This window comes from Ensifer sp. YR511 (genome assembly GCF_900103045.1).
GTDB lineage: Bacteria > Pseudomonadota > Alphaproteobacteria > Rhizobiales > Rhizobiaceae > Ensifer > Ensifer adhaerens.
Genome location: NZ_FNGR01000043.1, coordinates 1 through 19035, shown reverse-complemented (window position 1 = coordinate 19035; position 19035 = coordinate 1). Strand labels below are relative to the sequence as shown.

8 protein-coding genes and 1 pseudogene are annotated in these 19035 nt (G+C 63.3%); 5 read left to right on the top strand and 4 right to left on the bottom strand.

Annotated features, from left to right (window positions below; all coding sequences use genetic code 11):
* Window positions 1–55 precede the first annotated feature (55 nt).
* Both BLU15_RS34950 and BLU15_RS34945 read right to left on the bottom strand, forming a co-directional pair.
* Complete coding sequence (locus BLU15_RS34950) at window positions 56–721, bottom strand: response regulator (protein WP_060582226.1); 666 nt, start codon at window positions 719–721, stop codon at window positions 56–58.
* Window positions 714–2189, bottom strand: coding sequence for a sensor histidine kinase (locus BLU15_RS34945; RefSeq protein ID WP_244496920.1), 1476 nt, complete (start codon window positions 2187–2189; stop codon window positions 714–716). Before BLU15_RS34945 ends, BLU15_RS34950 begins: the two co-directional genes overlap by 8 nt.
* Window positions 2190–2600: 411 nt before the next feature.
* Here BLU15_RS34945 and BLU15_RS34940 point away from each other — a divergent pair, with 411 nt between their 5' ends.
* The 5 genes from BLU15_RS34940 to gdhA all read left to right on the top strand — a co-directional run bounded on the left by BLU15_RS34940 (window position 2601) and on the right by gdhA (window position 18007).
* The gene (locus BLU15_RS34940; protein WP_162766052.1) at window positions 2601–10379 is read left to right on the top strand and encodes a peroxidase family protein; all 7779 of its coding nucleotides are present in this window, start codon (window positions 2601–2603) and stop codon (window positions 10377–10379) included.
* A 73-nt stretch (window positions 10380–10452) separates the two neighbouring features.
* Complete coding sequence (locus BLU15_RS34935; RefSeq protein WP_090301724.1) at window positions 10453–12204, top strand: type I secretion system permease/ATPase; 1752 nt, start codon at window positions 10453–10455, stop codon at window positions 12202–12204.
* 40 nt (window positions 12205–12244) lie between these two features.
* Window positions 12245–14941, top strand: a complete 2697-nt coding sequence (locus BLU15_RS34930; RefSeq protein ID WP_176960449.1) for a calcium-binding protein — start codon at window positions 12245–12247, stop codon at window positions 14939–14941.
* 61 nt (window positions 14942–15002) lie between these two features.
* Window positions 15003–16328: an HlyD family type I secretion periplasmic adaptor subunit gene (locus BLU15_RS34925; RefSeq protein ID WP_090301723.1), complete on the top strand. Its 1326-nt coding sequence runs from the start codon at window positions 15003–15005 to the stop codon at window positions 16326–16328.
* A gap of 332 nt (window positions 16329–16660) precedes the next feature.
* Window positions 16661–18007 carry an NADP-specific glutamate dehydrogenase gene (gdhA, locus tag BLU15_RS34915; RefSeq protein ID WP_089046067.1) on the top strand — a complete coding sequence of 449 codons (1347 nt, stop codon included), beginning with the start codon at window positions 16661–16663 and terminating at the stop codon, window positions 18005–18007.
* Between the two features lie 181 nt (window positions 18008–18188).
* On the opposite strand, the gene BLU15_RS34910 is transcribed toward gdhA, so the two are convergent.
* Together BLU15_RS34910 and BLU15_RS34900 are read right to left on the bottom strand one after the other, a co-directional pair.
* Window positions 18189–18395 (bottom strand): hypothetical protein, encoded by a 207-nt coding sequence (locus BLU15_RS34910; protein WP_060520539.1) that lies wholly within the window; start codon window positions 18393–18395, stop codon window positions 18189–18191.
* A gap of 443 nt (window positions 18396–18838) precedes the next feature.
* Window positions 18839–19021: pseudogene (locus tag BLU15_RS34900) on the bottom strand (ISNCY family transposase); the annotation flags it as partial.
* Window positions 19022–19035: the final 14 nt, after the last annotated feature.

Genomic DNA, 19035 nt, shown 5'->3' with positions numbered 1-19035 from the left:
TTCCGAGGCCGCGTCTTCGGTGAGAGGAATGCACCGACCCTGCCGGCGGTCCGGCTCACGTCTTGCGGCTTGTCGAAAGCTTCAGATGTCGCTGCGCCAGCAGCGCCGCTTCGACCCGGTTCTTGGCGCCGAGTTTGATGAGCAGTCGACCGACATGGAATTTCACCGTCTTGATCTGCACGCTCATTTCCTCGGCGATCGTCCGGTTGGTGCAGCCGCGTCCCAGCAGGCGGAAGACGATCGCCTCCTTCGGCGTCAGCTTGTCGACAAGCCGCTCCACCCGGTGGCCTTCGGTGCGGTTGCGAATGACGCCGAACAGGCGCATGCCAAGTGCGGGCGAAAGATAGGCTCGCCCCTCGGCAACGGTTGATATCGCCGTAATCAAGTCCAGTGCGGGAGCACCCTTGAGCACGTAGCCGGCCGCACCGGCATCAAGTGCCTCCAGCACGTCATCGTCCTCCTCCGACACCGTCAGCATCACGATCTTCGTGGTTGGCCATCGCGTCGAGATTTCACGGGCGGCGTCTATCCCGCTGCCGGGCATGGAGATGTCGAGCAGCGCCACGTTCGGAAGAAAGTTTTCCACGAGCCGGAGGGCATCCTCTTTCGAGCCTCCTTCGCCGACGACGGCAAAGCGCTTGTGCGCTGATAGTGCCTGCAGGACGCCCATTCGAAAGAGTGCGTGGTCGTCGACGACGATGACCGAAGATGGTTCATCCATCGAGCATTCCTCCTCCGAGATCCAGTGTCATCTGGAGCTCCGCCCCGTCCCGTCGATGTACGAACTTCAGCGTGCCGCCAAGGCTCTCCACCCGCTGTTGAAGACCGTGAATGCCGAGACCGCTGCCATCCGGCTTGTCGCTGGAACTGCTCTTGGCAGACGGGCCGCCATGGTCGCGAACGCTGAGGTTCAGAACGGTGCCATCGATGCGGCAACGGATAGCCTGGCCCCGGCCGTTCGCATGCCGGTGGGCGTTGTTCAGACCCTCCTGAACAAAACGGTAGATGCAGGTCTTGATAACAGGCGGGAGAGGCAACTTGCTGCCGCTGCCCTTGATGGCAACCTGGGTTCCCGTCCGCGCCTCGTGAAGTTTTGCTGCCCGCCCGATCACCTGGTCGAGGTCCAGATGCTCGATATCCGGTAGCAGCAGCGACCGCGCGATCAGGCGGATTTCCTTCAGGGCTTCTTCCAGCGTGCCACATATCACCTCCAGCGCCTCTTCACGCTCGGATCTGGACCGTGCGACGCGTACAGGCTCCGTCTGCAGGATGGCAAAGCCGATAAGCTGCGCCGGACCATCATGCAGATCCGCACCAATTCCGCGCGTCAGACGTTCGTTGGAGTCCGTCATGCGCAAGGAAGCGAGCCTTGCGCGATCGCGCAGGACGCGAATTTCTTCCGAAACCCGTTCGGCCTCCTCGGCGCGCTGCTCCAACCGCAGACGCTGCCGCTCGATCGTTGCGCTGCCACGATGAACGATTGCGAGCAGCCCGAGCATGATGAGGGTGGATGCGCCGGCAACGACCGTCCAGCCGATCAGGCGAACCTCGAAGATCTCCCAGTGCAGGGTATCCGTATCTTCGTGTATCTCCGCGACAGCAACGACTTCACCGGTATCGGACCGGCGCAGCGGACTGTAGATTTCCAGATACCGCGTGCTCAGGCTGCGCAGCGTATGCTCGCTCGCGGTCAGGTCCGCATATTCCGCGGCAACGTCGCCCTTGAGCGCGCGCAGAAGCCCCGGCGGCGGGTTGAAACGGCGGCCAATCAACTCCTTCGAGGTAGAGTAGGCGACCGACCCATCCGGCAGCCACAGCTCGAAGTAGGGAAAACGATCCTTGAACTGCGGCTCGGCAAAAAGCTCGTCGAGACGAAGCCGTCGTTCTGCCGAAAGCTGGCCCGACTGGGCAATCTCGTTTCCGGCCGGTTCGAGAATGCTCTGCATGAAGAGGGCCGTCGCAGCCGCGCGATCGACCGCCGCATTATGAGACACTTCGCGAGAGATGAGATAGCCGGAGACGGCTGCGACCAGAAAGATCAGCGCGCCGCAGGCAAGCAGGAACTGCATGGAGAGGGTCTGCCGGCCAAACCATTGTCGTATCGGCAGCAGCAACCGACGGCGGCCCACTAGCGCCGGCTCCGCTGGCGCGGCGAACTCATGCGAAATACCCCCTGAATGCTCAGTCACGCTGCGCGATTTCCTCTCGGATTGCGTGCCGCGGAAATGCAGTGCCCCGGCCAAGCCGCCCAGGCGATGATCGCACTATTCTGGCAAATTGAAAGACCTTCTCCAGTCAATTTCTACGGGAGAAAGAAGAACTGGACCTAAGTCCAGGTTTTTCATTGGACCAATGCCATGAGTGCACGTCCACTAGTCCGAAATCCGCTCCAACCTTCGTCGACAATCTCGTCCGACCTTGCGCCGTTTCTTTCGTCGGCGCCGCAGCTCACCATACGAGCATCAGAAGGCCTATTTCGGCTCACGAACGAGACACGAAAAGCAACCGGCGCGCCGGGGAGGACAGCCTCACCGCCGGACGGTGGAACTTTGTTTGAAAACGGGCGGCCGCGATTGCGGGGTGCTCCGATGGAGGGAAAAATGGTAAAGCTTAACCGGAACGACCTCGACTTCATCCTGACGCAGATCAAGATCGCCGAAGCCCACACGGCAGCCATCAACGGCGGCGCCGATCCGCGTGCCGCTCTCGAACAGCTGGTATCGAGCCCCCTTCTTCCCTACGGCCTCCGCACGGTCGATGGCTCATTCAACAACTTCCAGCCGAACATGACACAATTCGGCTCATCCGATGAAACGATGGTGCGGTTGCTGACGCCGAACTACGCGCCGGCCGAAATCAACCCGCGCAACGGGCAACAGACGAGCTATGCCGATCCGACGGGGTCCGTCTACGATAGCCAGCCACGGCTGATCTCCAACATCGTTGCCGACCAGTCGCTCGACAATCCCGCCGCGATAGCGGCAGCGCTTGCGTCCGTCGACATCAAGGGGGCGGAAGCCCTCGGCATTGTCCGCACGGTTATGGATCTGCAGGCAGCTGCACGCGCAGCGCATGCCGCCGTGGCGACGGCGGCTGCGAACGCTGCCGCCGCCGTCGCTGCCGCCAATGTCGTCGTCGCCAATGCTCAGACGGCGCAGGCAACGGCGCAGGCGACTTATGACGCAGCCGTCGTCGTCCAGTCGGGAGCAACGCAGGCGCTCGCAAGCGCCAATGCCGCTCTGGCCTCGGCAATCGCGGCACGCGATGCCCATGCGCCTGTGGTCGCGACCGCCCAGGCGGCTGCCGCCACGGCACTTGCAGCCAGCCAGGCCGCTGCGTCGGCGGTGTCCGATGCAACGGATGCACGCAACATCGCCTTTGCCAATCTGGCCTTGGCCGAGCAGGCGGAGAGCGCCGCCCTCACGGCGTTCCAGAATGCGCCGACACCGCAAAACAGCGCGCTGTATCTCGCGGCTGTGGATGCACGAGAGGACGCTCAGATCGCCTACGATCTTTCGGTCGAGAATCTGGAAGACGCTTCGGCGGCACTGACGACAGCACAGGCGGAGCACGCGACCGCGGTGATCGTCCTGCAAGACGCTGTGGCCGAGCAACAAAGCCTGGCAAGCGCCGTCGACGGTGCCCAAAGCGCTGCAGCAAGCGCCTCTTCGGCGCTGGCGACCGCCGATGCGGTGCTGGACGCGGCAGCGGGGGACCTGGCGGACGCAACGGATGCCCTCGATGACGCGATTGCCGCGCGCGACGCAATTCCGACTGGAAGTGCCGCGACGGCCGCCGCCGAGGCCGCGGCCGCCGCGGCCGATGCCGCTGTCATCGATGAGCTTTCGTCTCACGGTGTGACGATGGATGGCGACAACGTCTTCATCAAGAACGTTGCCGCCGACCTCGGCGACACCGCTTCGTTCAACGGGTTCATGACCATCTTCGGCCAGTTCTTCGACCACGGCCTCGACCTGACCTCGAAGGGCGGCAGCGGCAACGTCATCATTCCCCTGCAGCCGGATGATCCGCTCTATGTCCCGGGTAGTGCGACCAACTTCATGGTCCTTACCCGCGCGACCAATGACCCGGGCGCTGATGGTGTACTCGGAACGTCGGACGACATCCGCGATCACCGCAACGAGACCACACCGTGGATCGATCTCAACCAGGTCTATACGTCCAATCCATCGCACCAGGTCTTCCTGCGCCAGTATGTGCTTGTGGACGGCAAGCCCCTGGCAACGGGCGAGATGTTACACGGCGCAACGGGCGGACCGCCGACCTGGGCTGATATCAAGAACCAGGCAAGAGACCTGCTCGGCATCGAGCTCAGCGACCTGAACGTTCATAGTGTGCCGCTCCTGGTGACGGACCTCTACGGCGAATTCGTTCGCGGACCCAACGGCCTGCCGCTGATGATAACCGTCAACGGACCTGTCGAGGGCAATCTCGCGAACCCGATCGATGCAGTCACGGCGCTGAGCGCCGGCCGCGCCTTCCTCAACGACATCGCCCACAGCGCCGTACCGAGCGGTCCTGTCGATCACGACCGGAACCCGCAAACTGCCCCCGTTGCTGTTGTCGCGGACGACGACGATGTTGCCGGCAATCCGATCCTTCCGAACGCATTCGGCGTCAACGTCACCTATGACGATGAGTTGCTCGACGCCCACTTCGTCGTCGGCGATGGCCGCGGCAACGAGAACATCGCGCTGACGGCGACCCATTCGGTCTTCCACAGCGAGCACAACCGGCAGGTCAGCGCCATCAAGGCGACGGTGCTGGCCGAAGGAGATCTGGCGCTGCTCAACGAGTGGCTGCTGGTCGACGTGACCACGTTCCCGACCAGTTCCACAGGCCTCGTATGGGATGGCGAGCGTCTCTTCCAGGCGGCGCGCTTCTCGACGGAAATGGTCTACCAGCACCTCGTCTTCGAGGAGTTCGTCCGCGCCGTGGCGCCGCAGATCGATGCCTTCGTGTTCTCCCACTCCGTCGAGATCGACGGTGCGATCTTCGAGGAATTCGCCCAGGTCGTCTATCGCTTCGGCCACTCGATGCTTGCCGAAAACGTCGAGATGCTCACGCTGAACGCTCAAGGCGCGGCAACACCGCAGGAGCTCGGCCTGATTGAAGCCTTCCTCAACCCGCTGGCGTTCAACAATGCAGGCGTCGATGCACACGCTGCCTCCGGCGCCATCATTCGCGGCATGACCCAGCAGGTCGGCAACGAGATCGACGAATTCGTGACCAGCGCGCTGCGCAACAACCTCGTCGGCCTGCCGCTGGACCTCGCGGCGGTCAACATCACCCGAGCGCGCGAAACCGGCATTCCCTCGCTCAACGAGGCGCGACGCCAGATCTACGAACAGACGAACGACAGCTACCTCAAGCCCTATGAGAGCTGGGCGGATCTCGCCCTGCACATCAAGAACCCGCTTTCGATCGTCAACTTCATCGCCGCCTACGGCACCCATGAAACGGTCCTCGCCGCCACCACGGCCGAGGCAAAGCGGGATGCCGCCTGGGACCTCGTGTTCGGCACGACCGGTGAAACGCCGGCGGACCGCCAGGCGCGGCTCGATTATCTGAACTCTACCGGCACATGGGCAGCGCGGGAAACCGGCCTCAACAAGGTGGACTTCTGGATCGGCGGCCTAGCCGAGGCGCTGATGCCCTTCGGCGGCATCCTGGGCTCGACCTTCACTTTCGTCTTCGAACTGCAGATCCAGAACCTCCAGAACGGCGACCGCTTCTACTATCTGAGCCGCACGCAAGGGCAGAACCTGCTCAACGAACTCGAGGCCGACAGTTTCGCCGACTTGATCCGCCGCAATACCGACACTGAGGACAGCGGCCTTCACATCAACGGCTCGGCCTTCCAGACGGCCGACTACATCATCACGATGGATCAGACCAAGCAGTGGAACCACGGGCTCGGCAATGCTGACCCGACCCGTGAAGCCGACGTGATTTCTGCGGTCACGGGCACCGATTCCCTCGTCGTTCGCGGCACCAATTACCTGCGCTTTACCGGTGAGGAGCACGTGGTGCTTGGCGGCACGAACACCGGCGAAACCCTGATCGGGGGTGCAGGCGACGACACGATCTGGGGCGAGGGCGGTGATGACCGCATCGAGGGCGGCTTCGGCGTCGACCATCTGCACGGCGGTGACGGCGACGACATCATCACGGACAGCGGCACCGACATCGGCGCAAGCGACGTCATCAAGGGCGAAGCCGGCGACGACGTCATCAATGGCGGCATGGGCCTCGACCTGATCTTCGGCGGCGACGGCAACGACGTGCTGGCCGGCGGGGAGGATCAGAAGACGCTTTCGGGTGGCCAGGGCAACGACTTCATCCGGGCGCCCACCGGGGGTGGCGGCGCCATTCTCGGCAACGAGGGCGACGACTGGATGGAAGCCCAGGGCAATATGACGACGCTCACGGGCGACAATTCGGAACTGTTCTTCAACTCCCGCATCATCGGCCATGACGTGATGATCGCGGGTGAGAACGATACCGATTTCGATGCAGAATCCGGCGACGACATCATGGTGCAAGGCATCGGCGTCAACCGCTCGAACGGCATGGCCGGCTTCGACTGGACCACGTTCAAGAACAACAACTACGACGCCGATGCGAACATGAACATCAGCATCTTCGTCAACCAGCAGAACAACATCCTGCGCGACCGTTATGATCTGGTCGAAGGGCTCTCTGGCTGGGATCGCAACGATACGCTCACCGGCCGCGACGTAGTCATCGGCGGTTACGATCCGAACGGCAATGCGGCTCAAGTCGACGCCGACGCTCCGATCGAGAGCTTCTCGAACGCGCTGCTCGAAAAGAATGTCGACCGGATCGCCGGGCTGCGCGAGCTCGTCGCCCACCTCCAGCGCTTCGACCTCTACAATCCGCACAACCTCGATGCGAACGGCATTCCGATCAACCCGGCGGGCGCAAAGGAGGTCGCCGTGATGGATACGTCCGACGGGTCGGACATCATCCTCGGCGGCGGCGGTTCGGACACGATCCGCGGCATGGGCGGCAATGACATCATCGACGGCGACAAGTGGCTGAACGTACGCATCCTCGTCTCGCCGCGTGAAGGTCAGGGCTGGTCTGCCTTCAGCGTCGACTCGATCGCCGACATCCAGAGCCGCCTGTTTTCGGGCGAGATCAAGCCAAGCCAGCTTCAGGTCATCCGCGAGATTGTCGATGGCGGCAAGGCTGGCGATGTCGACACGGCCGTCTATTACGACAACTTCGAGAACTACGAGATCACCTTCAATGCCGATGGCAGCGTGACGGTCGCCCACACAGACCCCACCGCCGGCGTCATCGACCCGGTAACCGGACGCAATCTCGAGGCCGAGGGGACCGACCGCCTCTTCAACATCGAACGCATCCAGTTTGCCGATCGGGTCCTCGACCTTCGTGGTCCTTCGCTCGACCTGCACGCTTTCGACAGCGGCAATTATCGCGATGCCTTCGGTTCCGCGAACTACGCCAACTCAAACGGATCGGCGACCTGGACTTCGCCATGGATTGAGACGGACGACCGCACGACAAACGTGGCGACGACGGGCGAAATCCGCGTCACTGGCGGACAGCTCGAATTCCGCCAGGACACAGGCGCCGGCTCTACGCCAGCGGGCGCCACGATCACCCGGACCGTCGATCTTTCCATGGTCGGCGCCGGCACTGCGACGCTGAGCTTCAGCTACGAAGAAAGCGGCCTCGACAACGGCGAAACCTTGCAGGTGCAGTTCTCCGCCGATGGCAACAACTTCACGACCATAGAGACGATTACCGGCGCATCGAACGATGGGATGGCAAACCTCTCGCTTGCGGGTCCGTTCACGGCCTCGTCTGCGATCCGCTTCGTCTTCAGCGGCGTGAACGGCAACACCGAAACCGTTCGGATCGACAATGTGAATGTCGAATACACCACGCCCGTCGACGACGGAACGACGGCCTGGAACGCGACCTTCACGGAAAACCAGGCAGCCGTCGGGATCTCGAGCCTCTCGGGCATCACCACGGACGAGACGATCGTCTCGGCACGCGTCGTGCTGAAGAACATGGCAGCGGGCGACGCGCTCTCGGCAACGACGGCCAACGGTCGCCCCGCGGCAATCGCGGTGTCGCAGGCAGTGATTGCCGGGGAACTCGTGCTGCTGCTCACAGGCGAGGCGAGTGCAGCCGATTACCAGCGCGCGCTGGACGCCGTCCGGTTCTCGAACACCTCGGATAACCCAGCCATCACGGCGCGGACCATCGAGGTGACGGTGAATGACGGCTTCCGGGACAGCCAGCCGGCGACCGCCACAATCAGCGTCGTTGCCGTGGACGATCCCATGATCGCCAACAACGATCGTATCGTGACGAACTGGACCAATGGCAATCCCTTCACGATCCCGAGCTGGGCGCTGCTCGCCAACGATGTTGATCCAGACAGCGCCATGGCGATTTCGGCGATCACGCAGGCGAACAGTCTCACGGCAACCCTCGGCCCGGATGGCGTCACGATCAACGACAACGGCGTTGCTGTCGGTGGCAGCTTCACCTACCGCGGAACCGGTACGGATACGGCAACCGTCGACGTGGTGCGCGATATCCTGGGCACAATCGACGGCGGGACCGGCAACGACATTCTCGTCGGCGACAATGCGGCAAACACGCTGAACGGCAACGCGGGCAATGACATTGTCTTTGCCGGTGGCGGCAATGACACGATCAACCAAAGCAGCACTCAAGGACGCGATATCATCGACGGCGGTGCGGGCAGCGACACCTATGTGCTTTCGGGCAGTGCCGGCGCCGAACTGTTCCGCATCTATGCCATCACCGCCGGCCAGAACGCCAACCTGGCAACAAGCCTGAACACGACGTTCCTGGCCTCGACGGAAATCGTGATCACCCGCACCGTCGGCGGCGTCGAAAGCGTCATCGCCGAGCTCGACAACATCGAGGAGATCAGCGTCAACACCCTGAACGTGACGAACAACAACAACAATGGCGGCCCGGACCAGGGCGTCAGTCAAGGCGACACGATCCAGGTCATCGGGAATTTCGACACGACCAGCCTGAACTACTCCACGATCACCGTCGAAGGCTCCGCCGGCAACGACGTGATCGACATTTCGAGCCTGTCTTCGGCGCACCGCATCGTCTTCCGCAGCAATGGCGGTCAGGACACCATCGTCGGCGCGCTGCGGCCTCAGGATGTCATCGAGATCCCGACGGGTGCCAATCCTGCCGACTATGCTGAAACCGACAACGGCGACGGCACCAGAACCCTTTCGAGCGGCACGCACTCCATCACCTTCGTCGGCGACACGCCGACCCTCGTTTCCGGCGGAGACAATGATGATGATGATGAAGACGAAGGCGGTTCGGACGACGACGGAGATGATGACCACTGCGGCTCGGGTGACGGCTCCGGTGACGCCGACGGCACATCCTTGCCGGTTGCGGCCCGCACGCTGATCGGCACGGCGGCCTCCGATGTGCTGCTCGGTGGGGCCGCCGGCGACATCCTGCTCGGCGGGGCATCGGCTGACATTCTCTCTGGCGACAGCGGCAACGACGTGTTGCGCGGCGAGGATGGCGACGATGTGCTGAGTGGCGGCGACGGCGATGACGTCGCTTCCGGTGGGGCCGGCAACGACGAAGTCCACGGCGGAGCTGGCGCCGACATGCTGTTCGGTAATGGCGGCGACGATCTTCTCTACGGCGATGCCGGCAACGACATCATCGAAGGCGGCGCCGGGGCGGACAAAGTCTGGGCCGGCGACGGCGACGACATCGTGCTTGCCACGCTCAACGACGGTTCCGACAGCTACTGGGGCGGCGATGGCGTCGACACGCTCGACTATTCGGTGGCGACCGGCAACCTGAAGGTGGATCTCGGCAACGGCTTCATGGGCCGCGGCCAGGTGGTGGGGGCCGAGGTCGGCACCGATACAATCTACGGGTTCGAGAATATCATCACCGGTTCGGGTCACGACGAGATCACCGCCTCGACGGCCGTCAACATCATGGACGGCGGCCTGGGTGACGACGTCTTCCGCTTCACGTCGGTGGCGGCGGCCGACGGCGACACGATCTACGGCTTCTCGCCGGGCGACCGGATCGACTTCTCGGCGATCGATGCGAGCAGCGGGCAGGCCGGCAAGCAGGGCTTCACGCTTTCCAGCGGCACGACGCTTTCAGGGGCGGGCCAGATCGTGGTTACGCACGAGACCCGCGACGGTGCCGACGTAACCGTGATCCGCGGCAGCGTCGATGGCGACCAGGATGCCGAGTTCGCACTGACGCTCGACGGCACCCACAACCTCAAGGTCGCCGACTTCAACGGCGTCTCCTGAACATGAAGCACACGTCCCGGCCGACTGACGTCGGCCGGGACGGCATGCGGGGCGGGCAAAAGGGGATCTCATCATGAGCAAGAAGAAAGAGCCGCAACACAAGATCGGCGGCATGCGCGGTATCCTGATTTATCTCTTCGGTCTCTCGGGCATCATCAACATCCTGGCGCTGACCGGCGCCTTCTACATGCTGCAGATCTATGACCGGGCGCTGACCAGCGGCAGCATCTCCACCCTGGTGGCGCTATCGGTACTCGCGGTCGGGCTTTACCTGTTCCAGGGCCTGTTCGATGTCATCCGCTCGCAGATCCTGGTGCGTCTCGGCGCGCGGCTCGATGCGGAACTGGCACCGCTCGCCCACAAGGTGGTGATCGAAATGCCGCGCTTCGGCTATTCGACCGCCGAGGCGACGGAACGCGGCCGCGATGTCGACACGCTGCGCGGCTTTCTCGCCGGCCAGGGCCCGGTGGCGCTGTTCGACCTGCCCTGGATCCCGATCTATCTCGCCTTCGTCTGGCTCCTGCATCCGATGCTGGGTTACCTCACGCTCGGCGGCGCCTTGGTTCTGGCGCTGCTGACGGTGATCGCCGAAGTGATGACGCGGCGCCATTCCAGCCCGACGATCAAGGCCTCCGTGGCGCGCAGCTCGATTGCCGAAAGCAATGCCCGCAACAGCGACGTGCTGCACGCCATGGGTATGACCGGCCGGGCCGTGGCGCGCTTCGAGAAGGCCAATCGTCGCCACCTCGACTGTCAGACCAAAACCTCGGACATCGGCGGCACCTTGTCGGGCCTTTCGAAGGTGCTGCGCATGATCCTGCAATCGGCGATCCTCGGGCTCGGCGCCTATCTGGCGATCCGCGGACAGATGTCGGCCGGCTCGATCATTGCCTCGTCGATCGTGACGGCCCGGGCACTGGCGCCGGTCGACTTGGCAATCGCGCAGTGGAAGGGCGTCGTCGCCGCCCGCCGCAGCTATCACCGCCTCAACGAGACGCTCGGCGTGCTCGACGAACGCGGCGGCAATCTCGACCTGCCGGCGCCGCAGCAGAGCCTTAGCCTCGACAAGGTGACGACGGTTGCGCCTTCGACTGGCGCGGTGCTTCTGAGCGAGGTGAGCCTCGAACTGAAGGCCGGCCAGGCCGTGGGGCTGATTGGCCCGTCGGGTGGCGGCAAGACGACGCTCGCTCGCACCATACTCGGCATCTGGCCGGTGCTGCGTGGGGCTGTGCGCATCGACGGCGCCGATCTCAGTCAGTGGCCGGAGGGGTTGTTCAATCAGCATGTCGGCTACCTGCCGCAGGACGTGGCGCTGATGGATGGCACCGTGTCCGACAACATCTCGCGCTTCGCTGAAGCGCCGAATGCGCGGGCGATCATCCGCGCCGCCAAGGCCGCCGGCATCCACGAGATGATCGTGCACCTGCCGAATGGCTACCAGACCGAGCTTGGTCCCCATGGAACCGCCCTGTCCGCGGGCCAGAGACAGCGCATCGCCTTGGCACGCGCACTCTATGGAGACCCTTTTCTCGTGGTGCTCGACGAGCCCAACTCCAACCTGGACGCCGAAGGTGAGGAAGCGCTCAACCGGGCGATCCTCAATGTGCGCGAGCGCGGCGGCATCGTCGTCATCGTCGCCCATCGCCCGAGCGCCTTGCAGACGGTCGACATGATCGGCCTGGTGCAGGGCGGACGGCTGGTCGCCTTCGGTCCGAAGGAGGAGATCCTGCCGTCGCAAAAGACCCGGCCATTGGTGGTCGAAAAGACCCGACGTGCGGATGCCGGCGGACAACCGCCGCAACGGGTGTCGGCGGCGGCTGAGTGAGAGACCTTAAGAGGTTCGGCCGCAGGCCGAGGAGGATGTCATGGACGAAAAGCTCATCCTGAAGCGCCCCGACAGCCAACAGGCGATCGCGCCGATGAACCGGTACGAGATCGCGGACAAGCCCGGGCGCAAGCGTGGGCGGCTGGTGCTGTCGGCGCTGTTCCTCGGCGCGCTCGGTTCCGTGTTCGGAAGCAAGGAAGGCGAAAGCGAACCGGCGAAGCCCGATCCGAATCCCGAGCCGGTCGGTCCCGGCCAGCCGAGCGAGGTGCTCGACATGTCCGGGGCACTCGGGGCGATCGAGGATGCCGCCGCTTACGTGCAGGGGCTTCTGCAAGACCTGGCGTTTCCGGACGAGGCCTTGCCGTCAAAGCTCGGCCGCCTGCGCTCCTCGGTGCGGCTTGCTTTCGACGAGGGCCTGCCCACAACCGATCTCATCGACGAGCGGCCCTATAAGACAAGCGCGCGCCCCGCCAACGACAACGGCCCGCAGGGTTTCGATTTCCCCGGTCTGGCGTCCTTCGGCAGTTCGCCGTCCGGCCGGGTAGAGGACGACGATGCTGATGACGATGACGGCAGTCCCGGTGGCGGCGATGACGACGACGATGACGAGCCGGGTGGTCCTGGTGGTCCCGGCGATGGTGACGACGACGACGGCAGTGCCCGCAGCAATCGCCTGCCTGTCGTCACCGGACGCAATGTGCTCGCCAACGGCCTGATGAACCTCTCGGCCGTCATCCTGTTGAACGACCTTCTCGCCAACACGGTCGATCCGGACGGCGACAGGCTGTCGATCGCCAACCTGACGGTATCGAATGGATCTATTCGCGCCTATGGCGAGGGCATGTGGCTCTATACGCCGGAACGCGGCGATCTCGGTGAGGTCACTTTCACCTATTCGGTCTCGGATGGCACCGGCCGTACCGTCAATGGTGCGCTGATGACGCTGATGGACTGGCCGGCGAACGAGATCAGGGGCACCGAAGGTGACGACGTGATGCGCGGCACGCCGCAAAAGGACATCATTGCGGCCCTTGGTGGCGACGACATCGTCTATGGCCGCGAGTCCGACGACACCATTCTCGGGGGCACCGGCAACGACACGCTCATCGGCGGCGACGGTAACGACACGCTTTACGGTGAGGCCGGCAATGACCGTCTCTATGGCGGGCGCGGCAACGACATTCTGTTCGGCGGGATGGGGGACGATCACCTCTATGGGGAAGAGGGGGACGACATCCTGCTTGGTGAGGCCGGTGACGACTATCTCTCGGGCGGCGCGGGAAATGACCGCCTGTTCGGTGAGGAAGGTACCGATGTTATCGATGGCGATGCCGGCAACGACCTCGTCGATGGCGGGGCCGGTAACGACCGGCTGACCGGTGGCTCCGGCGACGACACGGTGCTTGCCGGCACCGGCGATGACATCATCGTCACTGGCCTCACCGCCGATGAAACCCGCAGCGCATCGCCGCCCGCCAGCGATGGCGACGATCACTATTCCGGTGGCGAAGGCCACGACACGCTCGATGCCAGCAGCGCACAGGAGACGGTCGTCATAGATCTCGTCGCAGGCACTGCCACCGGCGCGGAAATAGGCTCCGATACGATCGAGAGCATCGAAAACGTGATCGGCGGTTCCGGCGACGACCGGATCACCGGCGACGAGAACTGCAACACGCTGATCGGCAATGACGGCAACGACGTCATTGCCGGAAATGCCGGGGACGATACCCTGATTGGTGGCAATGGCGACGATGTCGTCTCCGGAGGCGCCGGCAACGACACGATCGTGGTCGTCGCCTTCGATGGCAGCGGCGACGCCGACGATGACGGCAACGACAGCTATAGCGGCGGCGATGGCATCGACACGCTCGATCTGTCCGCGCTGGTGCAGGCGGTTCTCGCCGACATGGATGCCGGCATCGCCGAAGGCGACGAGATCGGCGAGGATCGCATCGAGGACTTCGAGATCATCGTCGGCGGGCGCGGCAGTGACCGGATCTCCGGTAGCCGCGGTGACGACATGCTGTTCGGTGGTAATGGCGACGACAGGCTGCGCGGCCGCGACGGCGATGACGTGCTCGTCGGCGGTGCTGGCGACGACGAACTGAAGGGCGAAGATGGCAACGACACCTTCGTCGTCGTTCTCCTCCCCGGCACCGACGACGGAGACGATACGATCGACGGCGGTGACGGCGTTGATCGCTACGATGCCTCCGCAGCGACACAGGCGGTGGTGATCGATCTCGACCGCGGCGTTGCCACGGGTGTCGAGATCGGCAACGACAGTTTGAGTTCCGTCGAGACCGCGATCGGCGGCAAGGGCAACGACATCATCGTCGCCAGCAATGCCGTCAACGTCCTGGCCGGTGGCGCAGGCGCAGATATCTTCGTCTTTCGTAGCCTCGCTGCCCTTGCCAATGGCGGGGAGGGGCGCGATGAGATCCGCGACTTCCAGGTCGGAGACCGCATCGATCTGTCGAAGATTGCCGAAGCCATCGGCGGCCTCGCCTTTGCGCCGTTTGCCGATGACGGCAGCCCGACGCCGGTCAACCGCATCACCTTCTACCACGAGACCTTCAGCGACAGCGAGCGCACGGTCGTGCGCGCCGTCATCGATCTCGAGCGTGACGAAGATCTCGAATTCCTGATCGCCGGCCGCCACGCGCTGACCGAGCAGGATTTCATTCTCGCCGCCATTGAGACGGCCGCGGAGCAGCAGAGAGACGCCGTCTAAGCAATCGCAAGCAACACCACCCGCATCAACCAGAGCTGTCACGCGTTACCGGGAGAAGGCCATGATCAGCAGAGAGAACGAGACCAAGACCACCAAGGTCGAAGACAAGATCGCAAAGGACAGCAGCCAGTTTGGCATCACCTCGCGCATCGTCGTCTCCGCTGCCTTTGCCGCCACTCTGCTTTTCGGCGTCGGCGGTTGGGCCGCCCATGCCCGGCTTTCCGGGGCCGTCATCACCCAGGGCCAGGTCGCCATCTCCCAGCAGGTCAAGCTCATCCAGCACCGTGACGGCGGCATCGTTTCCGAGATTGCGGTGCGCAACGGCGACCAGGTCAAGAAGGGCGACGTGCTGATCCGCCTCGACGAGACGCAAACCCGGGTGGAGCTCGCGATCGTGCGCGGTCAGTTGCAGCAGTTCTACGCCATGCGCGCCCGGTTGAAGGCCGAGCGGGATGGCGAGGCCGCCGTGTCTTTCGATGGCCTCGATGTCAGCGAGGTGCTGAAGGTCAGCGAGCTCAAGCTGTTTGAGGCCAATCGCCGGATGATCACCAGCCAGGAAGAGCAGATGCGCCTGCAGATCACCCAGCTCGAAGAGCAGATCCGCGGCCTCAAGGCTCAGACCGGATCGAGCGACGCGGAAAGGGAGATCGTCGAGAAGGAGATCGCCAAACTCGAGACCTTGCTGAAGAGCGGCCTGGTGCCAGTCTCCGAACACCGTGATCTCCTGCGCCAGATGGCCCGGATCGACGGCTCCAAGGGCGAACTCGTGGCGCGGATCGCCGAGGCGGTCGGGCAGATCAGCGAACTACGCATCAAGCTGCTCGCCATCGACCAGAACACCCGCAAGGAAACCCAGACCCAGATCGTCGGCATTGAGGCCAAGATCGCCGAACTCAGCGAGCGCGAGGTCGCCGCCCGCGACCGGCTGTCGCGCATGGAGGTGCGCGCGCCTGTCGATGGGCTCGTCTACGACCTGCAGGTCCATACCATCGGCGGCATCATCGCTCCCGGCGCCAGCGTGATGTCGATCGTGCCCGAGGATGACGACCTGACCGTCGAAATCCGCATCCCGCCGGCCGACATCGACCGTATCGCGCCGGGCCAGGCCAGCCGCCTGCGCTTCACCGTCTTCAATCAGCGCACCACCCCGGAACTCGATGGCCAGGTCGGTGTGGTTGCCGCCGCAACAACCATCGATCGCGCCACCGGACAACCCTACTATCTCGCCACGGTCGACATCACCCAGGCGCTGAATAAGCTTGGCGACCGCAAGCTGATGCCGGGCATGCCGGTCGAAGTCTATGTCCAGACGGACGAGCGCACGGCCATCTCCTATCTAACAAAGCCCTTCACCGACCAAATGCTTCGAGCCTTCCGCGAGGAATGATTGCGTGCTTCACAGTCGAGGGAGCGCGCCCGCACTTTGTCCTTGAGCAGGGGGCCATAGAGGCGACCATGCATCGTCGCCTCTATCGCGAGCGCGCCTATCAGAGGGACGCCTTGCGCACCTGGCGGACGCCGAGCGTGAGCCCTAAGGTGGTGACGTCGGCTGCGACGAGTGCGCCATGGAGGCGGCCTGTTTTTCCCAAGGAAAACGGCGTCCAGGGAAGCAATCACGAATTGCATGGCCGCGGGAAATAAATCTTCACTTGCCGCTTAGCTTCCGATAATGCGCGAGGGGTCTGCGCCTAAGAACCTGCGCGCAAGAGGAGAACCATCTTGAATGTCGATGAGAAGCTGGAACCAATTCTAACGGAAGTGCTGAGGCGGAACGCCGGCGAGCTGGAATTTCACCAGGCCGTACGGGAAGTGCTTGAAAGTCTGGGGCGTGTCATTGCCAAGCATCCGCGTTATGCGGAACAGGCCCTTATAGAACGGATCTGCGAACCCGAGCGGCAGATCATCTTCAGGGTGCCTTGGGTCGACGACGCCGGGCAGGTACAGATCAATCGCGGTTTCCGCGTGCAATTCAACTCCGCACTTGGGCCCTATAAGGGCGGGATACGCTTTCATCCTTCCGTCAACGTCGGGATCATCAAGTTCCTCGGCTTCGAGCAAACCTTCAAGAACGCCCTGACAGGCATGCCGATCGGCGGCGGCAAGGGCGGCTCCGACTTCAACCCGAGAGGGCGAACGGATGGGGAAATCATGCGATTTTGCCAGTCGTTCATGACCGAGCTCCACCGACACCTGGGCGAATACACGGACGTTCCTGCCGGCGATATCGGCGTCGGAGGCCGGGAGATCGGCTATATGTTCGGCCAGTACAAGCGGCTCACCAACCGGTATGAGGCCGGGGTGCTGACGGGCAAGGCGTTGATTTACGGCGGCTCGCGCGCACGCAAGGAGGCAACGGGCTTCGGCGCGACCTACTTCGTCCAGCGGATGCTCAGCACCAAGGGCCTCGATTTCGAGGGCAGGCGCGTGACCGTATCGGGATCCGGAAACGTCGCTATCTACACCATGGAAAAGGTCGCGGAGTTCGGTGGCAAGATCGTCGCATGCTCCGACTCCAACGGTTATGTCGTCGATGAGGACGGGATCGATCTCGAATTGGTCAAGCAGATCAAGGAGGTTCGCCGTGAGCGGATATCCGAGTACGCCAGGCTGAAAGGCTCCAGGGCACACTATGTCGAGGGCGGCTCCGTCTGGGACGTTCCTTGCGATGTCGCGATGCCCTCGGCGACCCAGAACGAGCTCACGGGCAAGGATGCCCGCACTCTGGTGAAGAATGGCGTCATCGCAGTAGGCGAGGGGGCAAACATGCCGTCGACCCCGGAAGCGGTTCGCATCTTTCAGGATGCAGGTGTCATGTTTGCCCCTGGCAAGGCCGCCAATGCGGGCGGTGTTGCGACATCGGCTCTCGAGATGCAGCAGAATGCCTCTCGCGACAGCTGGACGTTCGAGCAAACCGAAACACGGCTTGCCATTATCATGCAGTCGATCCACGACCGTTGCGCCGAGACCGCCGAGGAATACGGGAACCCCGGCGACTATGTGCTCGGAGCCAACATCGCCGGCTTCGTGAGGGTCGCCGAAGCGATGGACGCGCTCGGCGTCATCTAATGCTTCTGCTGGAGGGAGCCGGCTTGCGCTGGCTTCCTTCAGTAATTCGTCGAAGCTCTTGGGGCTGAGACTGTAGTACCACCGGTCACGGCTAGTTTCGTGAGCATGGCGCGCGATAGGCCATACCACGCCGCCCGCGGATCCGGGTTGCGAGACGGCAGTAAGAGCCAATCGATCGAATTTATGAAGCGACGAGACCGTCGAAAACCTCGAGCATGGCATCGCTGATCGCCTGGCCGAGGGCGGCCGCGGTTTGCGACAGGGCTTCCTCGTCTGCGCCCTGGGCTGCGATTGCGAAGGCTGCGCCTTCTCCCGTCACGATTTCCTGAGCGCGCTGAATGGCCCAAAGGGCAAAGTCGTTACGATCGCTGATTTCTACCGTTTCCATGATTTCCTCTGATTGTCCGTGTGGAAGAATTCTTGTGGCTTTGCCGGGCGGCCGAGAGCCCGGGGTCGGCTTCGCAACCCCATCTAACCGTCAACGGCATCACTGCCAAAGCCCTAGAACCGGGAGCAGGGTGCTTTGAAGCCTTAAAATGGCATCCGGGCTATCCGCCCATTTCCGTCGACTGTCAATCCGCGGTCGATGCCGCTTTGCAATTGGCTTGCCTTATCAGAGGCTTCGGGTCATCTTTTGAGAGACGTCGGCCTCCGTTGCGCAGTTGATGTTGACAATCGTAAGCGCCTGTTTGCGGGCCATCTTTTAGCTTACGTCCCGCTCGGGCGCGCGCTCGACGACCGACCGAGCCACCACGCGCCCTTTACCCGATTTTCAGGGGAGCTCGAAGACTACATGTCTTAGGAAGATGCCGAACATACGGTGCGCACCGTCATAGCGTGGGGCCGGGTCGACGCCGTACCGCCGGTGTTGATCCGCTCCAGCAACCGGCGAACCTGGTGGGTGCTTAGCTCAAGCACGTGCTCCGCCGACGCCAACGTCATGCGTCCGGCGATCACCTTCGACAAAACCTCAATCCGCTGCAGATCGCGCTCGCTCATCGCAATCAATCCCATCCGCAATCTCCCAG

What these genes read in the sequence shown, in the direction of transcription:
- BLU15_RS34950 (WP_060582226.1), bottom strand. Translation starts at nt 721, where the DNA reads ATGGATGAACCATCTTCGGTCATCGTCGTCGACGACCACGCACTCTTT.
- BLU15_RS34940 (WP_162766052.1), top strand. Translation starts at nt 2,601, where the DNA reads ATGGTAAAGCTTAACCGGAACGACCTCGACTTCATCCTGACGCAGATC.
- BLU15_RS34935 (WP_090301724.1), top strand. Translation starts at nt 10,453, where the DNA reads ATGAGCAAGAAGAAAGAGCCGCAACACAAGATCGGCGGCATGCGCGGT.
- BLU15_RS34930 (WP_176960449.1), top strand. Translation starts at nt 12,245, where the DNA reads ATGGACGAAAAGCTCATCCTGAAGCGCCCCGACAGCCAACAGGCGATC.
- BLU15_RS34925 (WP_090301723.1), top strand. Translation starts at nt 15,003, where the DNA reads ATGATCAGCAGAGAGAACGAGACCAAGACCACCAAGGTCGAAGACAAG.
- BLU15_RS34910 (WP_060520539.1), bottom strand. Translation starts at nt 18,395, where the DNA reads ATGGAAACGGTAGAAATCAGCGATCGTAACGACTTTGCCCTTTGGGCC.